Below are 14,949 nucleotides of genomic sequence, written 5' to 3'. Positions count from 1 at the left end.
ACGCACCGACCGCCGCCATCACCCCACCCGACGGCAGAGCCTGCATCAACCGACCCCGCGCCGCCACCAACGTGCACGCGTCCCTCAGGGACAACATCCCCGACACGTACGCCGCCGTCACCTCACCGATCGAATGACCCGCCAGGAAATCAGCCCGCACACCCCACGACGCGAGCAACTCCCACAACGCCACCTCGACCGCGAACAACCCCGCCTGCGCGAACACCGTCTGATCCACCAAGCCGGCATCGGAAGTACCCGCCTCGGCGAACACGACCTCCCGCAACGCACGCGGCAACAAACCATCAAAACGGGCGCACACCTCGTCGAACGCCGACGCGAACACCGGGAACGTCTCGTACAGCTCCCGGCCCATGCCCACACGCTGCGAACCCTGACCCGTGAACAACACCGCCCGACGACCCGCCGACACCACACCCGACACCACCGACCGGCCCTCGGCAACAGCCGACACCCCGGCCACCAGCTCGTCCACCGACGAACCCCACACCACCGCCCGATGCTCCAACGCAGCCCGAGTCGTCGCCAACGACCACGACACGTCCGCCACCGCAAGGCCGGACCGTTCCCGCACGAACGACGCCAACCGCGCCGCCTGACCCACCAGACCGCGCTCCGAACGCCCCGACACCACCCACGGCACCGGCAACCCGACCGGCGCGGCAGGCCCCGCGGCGTGCTCCGGCTCCGCCTGCTCGATGATCACGTGCGCGTTCGTCCCCGAGATGCCGAACGACGACACACCCGCCCGCCGGGGACGCTCCACGCCCGGCCACTCACGGGACTCGGTCACCAACTCCACCGCACCCGACGACCAGTCCACATGCGACGAGGGCACATCCACGTGCAACGACGCCGGCACCACCCCGTACCGCATCGCCAAGATCATTTTGATGACACCCGCCACCCCCGCAGCCGCCTGCGTGTGACCGATGTTCGACTTCACCGACCCCAGCAGCAGCGCGTCCCGGTCGTCGCGGTCCTGCCCGTACGTGGCGAGCAGCGCCTGGGCCTCGATGGGGTCGCCCAGCGTCGTGCCCGTGCCGTGCGCCTCCACGACATCGACGTCGGCGACGCCCAGCCGGGCGTTCGCGAGGGCCTGCCGGATCACCCGCTGCTGCGACGGGCCGTTCGGCGCCGTCAACCCGTTCGACGCGCCGTCCTGGTTGACGGCCGTGCCCCGCACGACCGCGAGGACCCGGCGCCCGTCACGCCGCGCGTCCGACAGCCGCTGCACCAGCAGCACCCCGACGCCCTCGGACCAGCCCGTGCCGTCCGCCGCGTCGGAGAACGACTTGCAGCGGCCGTCGGGGGCCATGCCCCGCTGCCGGGAGAAGTCGATGAACGTCTCGGGCGTCGCCATCACCGTGACGCCGCCGGCCAGCGCCAGGTCGCACTCCCCCGACCGCAGCGCCTGCACCGCCAGGTGCAACGCCACCAGCGACGACGAACACGCCGTGTCCACAGTCACCGCCGGACCCTCGAACCCGAACGAGTACGCCACCCGACCCGACAACACGCTGCTGGCCGTGCCGACGCCGAGGTAGCCGTCGAGGGTCTCGGGGACGTCGGCCAGCCCCGCGGCGTGGTTGTGGTACATCATGCCGGCGAACACGCCGACGGGGCGGCCACGCAGCGCAAGCGGGTCGATCCGGGCGTCCTCGATGGCCTCCCACGAGGTCTCCAGCAGCAGCCGCTGCTGCGGGTCCATGGCGAGGGCCTCGTGCGGCGAGATCTTGAACAGGTCGGCGTCGAAGTCGGCGGCGTCGGCCAGGAAGCCGCCCTCGCGGGCGTAGCTGCTGCCCCGGCGCGCCCCGGACGGGTCGTACAGGTCGTCGACGTCCCAGCCGCGGTCGGCGGGGAAGCCGGTGATGCCGTCGCCACCGGAGACGAGGAGGTCCCACAGTTGCTCGGGGCTGCGTACGCCGCCGGGGTAGCGGCAGCTCATGCCGACGATCGCGATCGGCTCGTCGAGCGCCGCGACGGCGGCTACCGGAGCCGCCCGGGTGCCGGCGTCCGTTGCGGTCTCGGCGTCCAGGTGGTCGGCGAGGGCGAGCGGGGTCGGGTGGTCGAAGACCAGCGTCGCGGGCAGGCGCAGGCCGGTGACCGCGCCCAGCCGGTTGCGCAGTTCGACGGCGGTGAGCGAGTCGAAACCGAGCTCGGTGAACGGACGCCCGGCCTCGACGGCAGCGGCGTCGGCGTACCCCAGGACCGTCGCGACCTGATCGAGGACGAGCCGCAGCAGGGCCGCGGCGCGCTCCTCGCGGTCGAGGCCGGCGAGCCGCCCGGTCAGCGCGGCGGTCTCCGCCGGGCCGGACCGCGCGGCGCGGCGCCGAGGCGCCCGGACCAGGCCGCGCAGGACCGGCGGCAGGGTGCCCGCCTCGGCCTGGGCGCGCAGCGCCGGCCCGTCCAGCGCCATCGGCACCGTCGCGGGCAGGCCGGTGAGCAGGGCGGCGTCGAGGAGCGCGAGGCCGTCCGCCGCGGGAAGCGGGCGTACGCCGGCCCGGGCCAGCCGGTCGGTGTCGGCGCGGTCGAGGCCGGCGGTCATGCCGCCGCCCGACTCCGCCCACGGGCCCCAGGCCAGCGAGTGCGCCGGCAGGCCCGCGGCCCGTCGCCGGTGGGCGAGCGCGTCCAGGAAGGCGTTGGCCGCCGCGTAGTTGGCCTGGCCGGGGCTGCCCGTCACGCCCGCCGCCGAGGAGTACGTGACGAAGAGCGCGAGGCGGCCGGCGGCGGTCAGCTCGTGCAGGTTCGCGGCGGCGTCCACCTTCGGCCGCAGCACGTCGCCGAGCGTCTCGGGGGTGAGCGAGGTCAGGGTGCGGTCGGCCAGTACGCCGGCGGTGTGCACCACGCCGGTCAGCGGGTGCGCCGGGTCGATCCGGTCCAGCAGCGCGGCGAGGGCGGCCCGGTCGGCGGCGTCGCACGCCTCGACAGTCGCGGTGGCCCCCAGGTCGGCGAGGGCGGCGACCAGGTCGGCTGCGCCGTCGGCGTCGGCGCCGCGCCGGCTGGTGAGCAGCAGGTGCCGGGCCCCGTACCGGGTGACCAGGTGGCGGGCGGTCAGCGCGCCGAGGGCACCGGTGCCGCCGGTGACCAGCACCGTGCCCTCCGGGTCCAGCGCCGGCGCCGGCGCGTCGGGTTCCGGGGCGGCGACGAGCCGGGGCACGCGGAGCGCCCCGTCGCGTACCGCCGCCTGCGGCTCGTCGGCCGACAGCAGGCCGGCGAGGGCGGCCGCGCAGTTCTCCTCGTCGTCGACGTCGACGACGAGGAAGCGGCCGGGGTGCTCGGCCTGGGCGGAGCGGAGCAGGCCCCACACGGCGGCGCCGGCCAGGTCGGTGACCTCCGCGTCGTCGTCCACGGCGACGGCGCCGCCGGTGAGGACCACCAGCCGGGAGTCGCCGGTGTGCGGTTCGGCGGCGAGCCAGCCCTGGAGCACGGCGAGGACCTCGGCGAGCAGGTCGTGGACGGCGCCGGGGCCGGTCGCGCCGGCCACCGGGTACAGCACGGCGTCGGGTACCCCGGCGTCGCGGAGCGCGTCGAGGTCGGCGTACCGGGCGGCGGGCGGGCCGGACGGCAGCGGGGCGGGACGTTCGCCGAGCACCGCCCAGGTCGTGCCGTCGGCAGCGCCCCCGGCGACGGGGTGCCGGAGCCAGTCGAGGCGGAACAGCGAGCGCCGCCACGCGGACCCGCCGGCGGTGAGCTCCCCCGCCGGCAGGGGCCGCAGCACCAGGGAGCCGACCCGGGCGACCGGCGCCCCGGTGGCGTCGGCGACCAGCATGGACACCGTGTCCGGACCGGTGGGGGTCAACCGCACCCGCAGCGTGTCGGCGCCGTGGGCGGACAGCGTCACGTCGGACCAGGCGAACGGCATCCGGGCCTCGCCGGGGTCGACGATGCCCAGCCCGACCGCCTGCACGGCGGCATCGAGCAACGCCGGGTGCAGCCCGTACCCACCGGCGTCGCCGGCCGCCGGCTCGGGCAGCGCCACCTCGGCGTACACGTCCGCGCCGACGCGCCAGGCGGCACGCAGCCCGGAGAAGGCCGGGCCGTACGCGAACCCGGCCCGTGCCGCCCGCCCGGCCAGCTCCGACACGTCCAGGGAGGTGGCGTCGCTCGGCGGCCACTGCGCCAGCACGCCGGTGTCCTCATCCGGCTCCTCGGTGAGCAGGCCGGTGGCGTGCCGTACCCAGATGTCGTCGGTGCCGGCGCGGCGGGCGTGGACGGTGAGCTGCCACGCTCCGCCGCCGGTGCGTTCGGCGGCGACCTGCACGTCGACGCCGCCGGTCTCGGGCAGCACCAGCGGCGCCTGGAGGGTCAGCTCGGCGAGCCGTTCGGCGCCGGCCTCCGCGCCGGCCCGCATCGCCAGTTCCACGAACCCGGTGCCGGGCAGGAGCACGACGTCGCGCAGGGCGTGCTCGGCCAGCCAGGGCTGGGTCTCCACGGACAACCTGCCGGTGAGCGTCACCTCGTCGCCGTCGGCCGAGCGGAACACCGCGCCGAGCAGCGGGTGGCCGGTCGGGGTCAGCCCGGCGGCGGTCACGTCGGCGGGCTGCGGCAGGGGCAGCAGCCAGTAGCGTTCGCGCTGGAACGCGTACGTGGGCAGGTCGACCGGCACGGGCGGGCCGGCGAACAGGGCCGCCCAGTTCACCGGCACGCCCCTGGCCCACACGGTGGCCGCGGCGGCCAGGGCGGTGGTCGCCTCGTCGTGCTCGGCGCGCAGCACGGGGGCGCAGACCGCCTGGTCCGCGCCGACGATCTCCTGGGTGAGCGCGCAGAGCACTCCGCCCGGGCCCACCTCGACGTACGCGCCGACACCCAGCTCACGCAGCGTGGTCACGGCGGCGTCGAAGCGGACCGTGTCGCGGACGTTGCGCAGCCAGTACGCCGGGGAGCACACCTCGTCGGGGTCGAGCACCGCTCCGGTCACGGTGGAGACCACGGGGATGCGGGGCGCGGCGAAGGTCAGTTGCCCGAGCACGTCGCCGAACGCGTCGAGCATCGGGTCCATGCGGGCGGAGTGGAACGCGTGGCTGACCCGCAGCCGCCTGGTGCTGCGGCCGAGGGCTGCGAAGTGTGCGGCGACCGCCAGCACGGCGTCCTCGTCGCCGGAGACGACGACGGACTCCGGGCCGTTGACGGCGGCCAGCCCGGCGCCGGGCGTCCCGCCGACGGTGGCCAGGTGCGCGCGGACCTCCGCCTCGGTGGCGCGGATCGACACCATGGCGCCACCGGTGGGCAGCGCCTGCATCAGGGTGCCCCGGGCGGCCACCAGGCGGGCGGCGTCGGGCAGCGACAGCACGCCGGCGATGTGCGCGGCGGCCACCTCGCCGACCGAGTGCCCGGCCACGAAGTCCGGCACGACACCCCAGGACTCGACGAGCCGGTAGGCGGCGACCTCGACGGCGAAGAGCGCCGCCTGGGCGTACCCCGTGCGGTCGAGCACGTCGGCGGGGCCGTCGAGCACGCCGCGCAGCGGCCGGTCGAGGTGCCTGTCCAGCTCCGCGCAGGCGGCGTCGAAGGCGTCGGCGAAGGCCGGGAAGGCGGCGTACAACCTCTGGCCCATGCCGACGCGCTGGGCGCCCTGGCCGGTGCAGAGCACGGCGACGCGGGTGGGACTGGCGACCCCGCGCCGCACGGACGCGGCCGGAACCCCGTCGGCCAGCGCGCCGAGCCCGGCGAGCAGTTCGTCCCGGTCGGCGCCGAGCAGCACCGCCCGGTGTTCCAGGACGGACCGGCCGGTGGCCAGGGCCCGGCCCACGGCGGCCGGCGCGGCGTCGGGGTGCTCGGCGAGCCAGGAGCGCAGCCGGTCGGCCTGGGCGCCGAGCGCTGCGGCGCTGCGCGCGGAGACGACCCACGGCAGCGGGTCGGGGCCGGTGACGGCGCCGGTGGCCGGCTGCGGCGCGGGCGGGGCGGCCTCGACGATGACGTGGGCGTTGGTGCCGCTGACACCGAACGAGGAGACGCCCGCGCGCATGGGCCTCGTCGCGCGCGGCCACGGGCGCGGCTCGCGGAGCAGGCTCACCGCGCCGGCCGACCAGTCGACGTGCGGGGACGGCTCGTCGACGTGCAGGGTGCGCGGCAGGACGCCGTGACGCATCGCCATGACCATCTTGATGACGCCGGCGACGCCGGCCGCGGCCTGGGTGTGCCCGAGGTTCGACTTGATCGACCCGAGCCACAGGGGCTGGTCGTCGGCCCGGTCCCGGCCGTACGTGGCGAGCAGGGCCTGCGCCTCGATGGGGTCACCGAGGCGGGTGCCGGTGCCGTGGGCCTCGACGGCGTCCACGTCGGCCGGGGCGAGCCGGGCGTTGGCGAGGGCCTGGCGGATCACGCGTTGCTGCGACGGGCCGTGCGGCGCGGTGAGGCCGTTAGAGGCGCCGTCGGAGTTGACCGCGCTGCCGCGCACCACGGCGAGCACCCGGTGGCCGTTGCGCTGCGCGTCGGAGAGCCGCTCCAGCAGCAGCAGCCCGGCGCCCTCGCTCCAGCCGGTGCCGTCGGCGGTGGCCGCGAAGGACTTGCACCGCCCGTCCGGGGACAGGCCACGCTGGCGGCTGAAGCCGACGAACGTGTCAGGGCTGGACATGACGGTGACGCCGCCGGCCAGCGCGAGGGTGCACTCGCCGGAACGCAGGGCCTGGACGGCGAGGTGCAGCGCCACCAGTGAGGACGAGCAGGCGGTGTCGACGGTGACGGCCGGGCCCTCGAAGCCGAACGTGTACGCGATCCGGCCGGAGACGACGCTGCCGTGGTTGCCCGTGCCGACGAACGCCTCGACCTCCTGCGGCACGCCGTTGAGCCGGGAGACGTAGTCGTGGTACATGACGCCGGTGAAGACGCCGGTGCGGCTGCCCTTGAGCGAGTCCGCGGCGATGCCGGCCCGCTCGACCGTCTCCCAGGCGACCTCCAGCAGGAGGCGCTGCTGCGGGTCCATGGCCAGCGCCTCGCGGGGCGAGATGCCGAAGAAGCCGCCGTCGAACTCGCCGGCGTCGTGCAGGAAGCCGCCCTCGCGGGTGTACGACTTGCCGTGCGCCTCGGGGTCGGGGTCGTAGAGGCTCTCCACGTCCCAGCCCCGGTCCGCCGGGAAGGGTGTGACGGCGTCGACGCCGGACTCGACCAGCCGCCACAGCGCCTCCGGAGTCCGCACCCCGCCCGGGTAGCGGCAGCCCATCGCCACGATCGCGATCGGCTCGTGATTCTGCTCGTCGACGGCCCGCAGGCGCTCGCTGGTCTCGTGCAGGTCAGCGGTGACGCGCTTGAGGTACTCGCGGAGCTTGGCTTCGTTCGCCATCGGGTTGATCACCTGTCGCTAAGGGGCAAGCGGCGGACTCGTGGTCAGGATCGGCCGAACTTCTGGTCGATGAAGTCGAACAGCTCGTCGTCCGAGGCGTCGTCGAGGGCCTGGCCGACGTCGTCGGGCCGGTCGGTGGTGTCGCTCCACCGGGTGACCAGCGCCCGGAGGCGGACCGCCACGGCGGTACGCGTCTCGTCGTCGGCGGCCAGCCGCTCCAGCTCCTCCGGCGCGGTCGCGGCGAACGCGGCGTCCAGCCGGTCCAGCTCGGCGAGCAGGCCCGGTTCGGGCTTCGGCGGGGCGGCGTCGACCAGCAGGAAGTCGGCGAGGGCGGCGGGCGTGGGGCAGTCGAAGATGAGGCTCGCCGGCAGCCGGATGCCGGTGAGGGCGGTCAGCCGGTTGCGCAGCTCCACGGCTGTCAGCGAGTCGAAGCCGAGACCGGTGAACGTCTGCCCGGACGGCACGACGGTGGCCGGCGGGTAGCCGAGCACCTCGACGACCTGCGCCTTGACCAGGTCCTCCACCAGCCGGCCGCGTTCGGCCTCGGGCGTGCCGGCGAGGCGCTGCGCGAAGGACGGGCCGCCGTCGCCGCCGCCGTCGACGACGCGCCGCCGGGCCCGGACCAGGCCGCGCAGCGGCGCCGGGAGCTGGCCGGCGTCGGCCTGGCGGCGCAGCGCGGCGAGGTCGAGCAGCGCCGGCACCAGGTGGGGGCGTCCACCGTGCAGGCCGGCGTCGAAGAGGCGCAACGCCTGGCCGGTGCCGAGCGGGCTGAGGCCGTTGCGGCTCATCCGCTGCCGCTGTGCGGCGTCGAGTGCGCCCGTCATCCCGCTGTCCGCGGCCCAGAGACCCCAGGCAAGGGACGTGGCGGCGAGGCCGCAGGCGTGCCGGTGCCCGGCGAGGCCGTCGAGGAACGCGTTCGCGGCGGCGTAGTTGCCCTGCCCGGGGCTGCCGAGGACACCGGCGACGGACGAGAAGAGGACGAACATCGCCAGCGGCCGCGATCGGGTCAGCTCGTGCAGGTGCCAGGCGGCGTCGGCCTTGGCGGAGAGAACGGCTGACAGCCGGCCGGGGGTCAGCGCCGAGATCACCGTGTCGTCGAGGACGCCGGCGGCGTGCACCACGCCGGTGAGCGGGTGCTCGGCGGGAACGTCGGCCAGCACCGCGGCCAGGCGGTCCCGGTCCGCCACGTCGGCGGCGACCAGGCGGGCCTGCGCACCCAGCGCGGTCAGCTCGGCGAGCAGCTCCGCCGCGCCGGGGGCGTCGGTTCCGCGGCGGCTGACCAGCAGCAGGTGGCGCACCTTGTGCGTACTGACCAGGTGCCGGGCCAGCAGACCGCCGAGGGCGCCGGTGGCCCCGGTGACCAGGACCGTCCCGTCGGGGTCGAGGGCGGCGGCCGGCGCCGGGTCGAGGACGGCCGGCGCGAGCCGGGGCGCCAGCACCTGCTCGTCCCGGACCGCCAGTTGGGGTTCGCCGGTGGCGACCGCACGGGCCACCAGGTCCACGGTGCAGGACTCCGGCTGCCGCGCCTCGTCGAGGTCCACGAGCACGAAGCGGTCGGGGTGCTCCGCCTGGGCCGAGCGCAGCAGGCCCCAGACCGCCGCGCCGGGCAGGTCGCCCGTACGACAGGTGTCGCCGGCGGCGACGGCCCCGCGGGTCAGCACGACCAGCCGCCGCTGTGCCAGCCGGTCGTCGGCGAGCCAGCCCTGGACGGCGGCCAGCACCGCCGTGAGCCGGCTCCGCGTCGCGGCGGGAACCGGGGCGTCCTCGTCGTCGGTGTACGCGGCGAGCAGCACCAGTTCCGGGTGGATCCGGCCGGAGTCGACCGCCTCCGCCAGCTCGGCGAGCCTGTACCTGGCGATCTCGGACAGGTCGGACGGCGCGTCGCCGAGGAGCACCACCCGGACGGTCGCCGGGGTACCCGGCCGCACGCTCTGCCAGTTGACGGCGTACAGCGGGTCGGCTGCGGAGTCACCGCCGCGCACCTGGTCGGCGGTGACGGGGCGGGAGACCAGGGAGTCGATCCGGGCGACGGGGGCGCCGGCCGGGTCGGTCAGGGTCAGGGCCACGCCGCCGCCGCTGCGCCGGGCGCGTACCCGCAGCGCGGTCGCGCCGACCGCCGAGAGGGTGACGCCGGTCCAGGCGAAGGGCAGGCGTACGCCGGAGGCATCCTCCGCGTCGGAGTCGAGCAGGCCGACGACGTGCAGCGCAGCGTCCAGCAGGGCGGGATGCAGGCTGAAGCCGGCGACCTCGGTGCCGTCGGGCACCGCCACCTCGGCGCACACCTCGTCGCCGGTGCGCCAGACGGCGCGCAGGCCACGGAAGAGGGGGCCGTATTCGACGCCCAGACGGGACAGCTCGGTGTAGATCCCGTCGACCGCGACGGCGGTGGCGGCGCTGGGCGGCCACGGCGCCGGATCGGACCGGTCGGGCTGCGGTACGGCGGGGGCGAGGACGCCCGCCGCGTGGCGGTCCCACTCGCCGTCCGGGTCGGCGGCGGCGCGGGAGTGGATGGTGACCGTCCGGCGACCGTCCTCGTCCGCCGCGCCCAGTTTCACCTGCACCGCCCGGGTGCCGTCCTCGGCGAGCGCCAGCGGGGCCTGGAGGGTCAGCTCGTCGAGGGTGTCGCAGCCGACCTGCGCGCCCGCGTGCAGGACCATCTCGACCAGGGCGGCGCCGGGCACCACCACCGAGTCCCAGACGACGTGTTCGGCGAGCCACGGGTGTGTCAGTACGGAGAGTTCGGTGCCGAAGACCCGTACGTCGTCGTCGGCGACGCGTACGGCGGCGCCGAGCAGCGCGTGGTCGACGGGGCGGACACCGAGCCCGGGCGCCGTCTCGACCCCCGCGCTGGCGTTGAGCCAGTAGCGCTGCTGGTCGAAGGCGTACGTGGGCAGGGCGATAGCGCGGGGGCGTGCCTCGGCTGCCCGCTCGGGGCCGGCCCCGTCGAGGGCGGCGAGGTATCCGGTCCAGTCGACGTGGCCGCCGGTGACGTACCACTCGGCGAGGGCGGTGCGCAGCGTGTCGGCCTCGGAGTGCCCGGCGCGCATCGTGGCGGTGAACCGGACCTCGCCGGCCGCCTCGACGCAGTCCTGCGCCATGGCGGTGAGTACGGCGTCGGGGCCGACCTCCAGGAACTGGGTGACGTCCTGCTGGTGGAGGGTGCGCACCGCGTCGGCGAACCGTACCGGCTGGCGTACGTGCCGCACCCAGTAGCCCGGGTCGGTCAGCTCCGCCGCGTCCGCGACCGCGCCGGTCACGTTCGACACGATCGGCACCCGCGGCGGCTGCCAGTCCAGCCCCGCCACCACCGACCGGAACTCCTCCAGCATCGGATCCATCAACCGCGAATGGAACGCGTGACTCACCGCCAGTTCCTTGACCCGCCAACCCCGCTCACAGCAGGCCCCCACCACCGAAGCCACCTCATCGGCCGCGCCCGAGACGACCACCGACGCGGGGCCGTTGACCGCCGCAATGTCCACGGCCGCGCCCGACGCGCCGAGCAGCTCGGCGACAGCCTCCTCCGACGCACCGACCGCCGCCATCACCCCACCCGACGGCAGAGCCTGCATCAACCGACCCCGCGCCGCCACCAACGTGCACGCGTCCCTCAGGGACAACATCCCCGACACGTACGCCGCCGTCACCTCACCAATCGAATGACCCGCCAGGAAATCAGCCCGCACACCCCACGACGCGAGCAACTCCCACAACGCCACCTCAACCGCGAACAACCCCGCCTGCGCGAACACGGTCTGATCCACCAGAGCCCCATCGGCGGTGCCCGGCTCGGCGAACACGACCTCCCGCAACGCCCGCGGCAACAAACCATCAAACCCCGCACACACCCCGTCGAAGGCCTGCGCGAACACCGGGAACGTCTCGTACAGCTCCCGGCCCATACCCACACGCTGCGAACCCTGACCCGTGAACAACACCGCCCGACGACCCGCCGACACCACACCCGACACCACCGACCGGCCCTCGGCAACAGCCGACAGCCCGGCCACCAGCTCGTCCACGTCCGAGCCCCACACCACCGCGCGGTGCTCCAACGCCGCCCGCGACCTCACCAACGACCACGACACGTCCCACGACGACACGCCAGACCCAGGCACGAACGACGCCAACCTCGACGCCTGCCCCACCAGAGCACGCTCCGAACGCCCCGACACCACCCACGGCACCGGCACACCCACCGGCACCGCGACGGGCTCGGGATCGGCTTCGGCCTCCGGCTGTTCCAGGACCACGTGCGCATTGGTCCCCGAGATGCCGAACGACGACACACCCGCCCGCCGAGGACGCTCGACGCCCGGCCACTCACGGGTCTCGGTCACCAACTCCACCGCACCCGACGACCAGTCCACATGCGACGACGGCACATCCACGTGCAGCGTCACCGGCACGGTCCCGTGCCGCATCGCCGAGATCATCTTGATGATGCCCGCCACCCCCGCGGCGGCCTGCGTGTGACCGATGTTCGACTTCACCGAGCCGAGCAACAACGGCACATCCCGGCCCTGCCCGTACGTCGCCAGCAACGCCTGCGCCTCGATCGGATCACCCAACGTCGTACCCGTACCGTGCGCCTCCACCACGTCCACGTCGGCGACGCCCAGCCGGGCGTTGGCGAGCGCCTGCCGGATGACCCGCTGCTGCGACGGACCGTTCGGCGCCGTCAAACCATTCGACGCACCATCCTGGTTCACCGCCGAACCCCGCACCACCGCCAGCACCCGGCGCCCGTCACGCCGCGCATCCGACAAGCGCTGCACCAGCAGCACACCGACGCCCTCGGCGAGCGCCGTGCCGTCCGCCGCGTCGGCGAACGCCCGGCACCGGGCCACCGGGGACAGGTTGCCCTGCCGGGTGAAGTCGACGAACACCGCGGGAGTGGGCATCACCGTCACGCCACCGGCCAGCGCGAGATCGCACTCCCCCGACCGCAGCGCCTGCACCGCCAGATGCAACGCCACAAGCGACGACGAACACGCCGTGTCCACAGTCACCGCCGGCCCCTCGAACCCGAACGAGTACGCCACCCGGCCCGAGGCGATGCTGCCCGCGTTACCGAGACCGAGGTAGTCCTCCACGCCCGCCGGCGGGGTCTCCGGCGGGTGGGCGTACCCGCTGTGGGTCATGCCGGCGAAGACCCCGACCCGGGCGCCCTTCAGGCTTGTGGGGTCGATCCCCGCCGTCTCGACGGCCTCCCACGAGGTCTGCAGCAGCAGCCGCTGCTGCGGGTCCATGGCGAGGGCCTCGCGCGGCGAGACCCCGAACAGCCGAGGGTCGAACTCGGCGGCGTCGGCCACGAATCCGCCCTCCCGGACCGAGGAGGTGCCCGGCCGGGACCGCTCCGGGTCGTAGAGCGCGTCGAGATCCCAGCCGCGGTCGGTGGGGAAGGAGGCGATCGCGTCACCGCCGGACGCGACGAGATCCCACAGTTCCTCGGCGGTGCGCACCCCGCCGGGGAACCGGCAGCCGATGCCGACGATCGCGATGGGCTGCTGCGCGTCGGCCTCGACGTCCCGGAGCCGTTGCCGGGTCCGCCGCAGGTCGGCGGTGACTCTCTTCAGGTACTCCCGGAGCTTCTCTTCGGTGTCCATCAACCCAGCCCATCGCGATTCACGGCGGAGACTCGACGTAAGCGACGGTACGAATGCGCAGAAGTCTCAGGCGACACCTGTATCTGTCGTTCGGCTCGCTCGGCCGAGAGCCACGCAGATCCCCATCTGCCGGGAGAAGTTATTGGTTGCGCGCGAGCGCGGACAACCCCTAACCAGGCAACCGACCAGCTAGGGGTGTCCGGTCCCGACCCGTCGCACTAGCGTCGCCTCGACCGGGTCCGCGCCGATCCGGTCGGCAACCGCAGCCGCCGGAAGGACCACCAGAGGATGACGACGCCAGATACCGACAACGGCTTGTGGGTGCGACGCTTCCACCCCGCTCCGGGCGGCGCGAGGCGGTTGGTGTGCCTGCCCCACGCCGGCGGGTCGGCAAGCTTCTACTTCCCGGTGTCCCGCGCTCTCTCCCCCGCCGTGGAGGTGCTGTCGATCCAGTACCCGGGACGGCAGGACCGGCGCCACGAGAAGTGCATCGGCGACATCCACGACCTCGCGCGCGAGGTGTTCACCGTGCTGCGGCCCTGGCGGGACGAGCCGCTGGCCATCTTCGGGCACAGCATGGGGGCCAGCCTCGGCTTCGAACTCGCCCGGCTCATCGAGCAGGACGGCGGCAGCGTCGCGCACCTGTTCGCCTCCGGGCGCCGGGCGCCGTCGAAGTCACGGCACGAGACGGTGCACCTGCTCGACGACGAGGGGCTGCTGGCCGACGTCCGGAAGCTGAGCGGCACCAACTCCGCCGTCCTCGGGGATCCGGAGATGCTGCGCGCCGCGTTGCCGGCGATCCGCAACGACTACCGGGCCGCCGAGCGGTACACCTACCGGCCGGGGCCGCCGCTGAGCTGCCCGATCACCGTCCTCACCGGTGACGACGACCCGAAGACGACTGTCGAGGAGGCCCGGGCGTGGTCGGACCACACCACGGCGGCGTTCGACCTGAAGGTCTACCCGGGCGGGCACTTCTTCCTCGCCGAGCACCAGCCGGCGATCCTGCGGGCCATCTCGACGGCACTGAGCGCGGCGCCGGCGGTCTGATCCCACCGGACGAGGGGCCCGTCCGCCGGTCGTCACGACCGGTCGGCGGGCCCCTCGTCCGTGCGCGGTGTCACCGCTTGTGGCCGACCGCGATCACGTAGTCCATCTGCGCCAGCTCACGCTTCATGAGGTCCTGGTTCTTCCAGTGGGCTGCCATGCTCTTGCGGACGGCCGGCTTGACGACGGCCCGGAACGCGGGGTCGTTGGTCCGCTCGGCCATGTACGCCCGCCAGCCCTCCCAGGTCTGCTCCTTGATCGAGCGGACCTCCGGGTTGGCGAAGCCGGCCTCGACCAACTGCTGCCGGTACGTGTCCCGGTCGTGCCAGTTCTCCTTCGGGATGCTGAACTTGACGAAACTCAGCGGGCCGGACTGGATGGCGGCGCGGACGACGTCGCCGCTGACCGGGATGATGTCGGCCGTGGCGAGCACGCCGCCCGGGCGCAGCACCCGCAGCGCCTCGGCGAAGAACGCGCTGCGTGGGTAGAAGTGGAAGGCGGACTCCAGGGCGACGACCCGGTCGAAGGTGTTGTCCTCGAAGGGCAGTTCGGTGGCGCTGCCGAGCCGGAAGTCGGTCCGGTCGGCGAGCCCCTCCTCCTGCGCCCGGCGCTGTGCCGCCTCGACGTGGTGCGGGGTGATGTTCAGGCCGTACACCTTGGCGATCTGGCGCTCCCGCAGCCACTTGAAGTCCTGGTCCCCGTAGCCGAAGCCGACGTCGAGCACGGTGTCGTCGGGCTTGAGCCCGGCGGCGTCGGCCAGCTTGTCGGCCAGCGCGTCGGCGGCCGTGTCGATGTCGGTGACCCCGTCGGACCAGTAGCCCACGTTCATGTAGTGGGTACGGCGGGCCGCGAACTCCACGTCGGGTGACTGGATCTCGTAGAAGCGCCGGACCCGGGTGATGGGGTCGGCGGTGAAGACCGTGCGGATCGCCCGGCCGGCGATCTTCAGGTTCTCGAACATGTCGGTTCCTTCCGGTGGGTGGATGCCGA

The 14,949-nt window shown here is 74.4% G+C and carries 4 protein-coding genes; 1 reads left to right on the top strand and 3 read right to left on the bottom strand.

What is annotated here, in order from left to right; translation table 11 throughout:
• Nucleotides 1–7,315 (bottom strand): SDR family NAD(P)-dependent oxidoreductase (locus BAW75_RS25480; protein ID WP_420915047.1); only part of this gene is annotated, 7,315 nt, incomplete at its 3' end.
• 32 nt (nucleotides 7,316–7,347) lie between these two features.
• On the bottom strand, nucleotides 7,348–12,915 hold the full coding sequence (locus BAW75_RS25475) for a type I polyketide synthase (protein WP_104115150.1): 5,568 nt from the start codon (nucleotides 12,913–12,915) through the stop codon (nucleotides 7,348–7,350).
• A gap of 285 nt (nucleotides 12,916–13,200) precedes the next feature.
• On the opposite strand from BAW75_RS25475, the gene BAW75_RS25470 reads away from it, so the two are divergent.
• Nucleotides 13,201–13,962 carry a thioesterase II family protein gene (locus BAW75_RS25470; RefSeq protein WP_043329886.1) on the top strand — a complete coding sequence of 254 codons (762 nt, stop codon included), beginning with the start codon at nucleotides 13,201–13,203 and terminating at the stop codon, nucleotides 13,960–13,962.
• 70 nt (nucleotides 13,963–14,032) lie between these two features.
• On the opposite strand, the gene BAW75_RS25465 is transcribed toward BAW75_RS25470, so the two are convergent.
• Nucleotides 14,033–14,920 carry a class I SAM-dependent methyltransferase gene (locus tag BAW75_RS25465; protein WP_104115149.1) on the bottom strand — a complete coding sequence of 296 codons (888 nt, stop codon included), beginning with the start codon at nucleotides 14,918–14,920 and terminating at the stop codon, nucleotides 14,033–14,035.
• Nucleotides 14,921–14,949 lie beyond the last annotated feature (29 nt).

It is taken from the genome of Micromonospora chalcea, assembly GCF_002926165.1.
GTDB lineage: Bacteria > Actinomycetota > Actinomycetes > Mycobacteriales > Micromonosporaceae > Micromonospora > Micromonospora chalcea.
The sequence above is the reverse complement of the archived record's forward strand: the minus strand, read 5'-3'. Positions and strand labels throughout refer to the sequence as shown.

What these genes read in the sequence shown, in the direction of transcription:
- BAW75_RS25470 (WP_043329886.1), top strand. Translation starts at nt 13,201, where the DNA reads ATGACGACGCCAGATACCGACAACGGCTTGTGGGTGCGACGCTTCCAC.
- BAW75_RS25465 (WP_104115149.1), bottom strand. Translation starts at nt 14,920, where the DNA reads ATGTTCGAGAACCTGAAGATCGCCGGCCGGGCGATCCGCACGGTCTTC.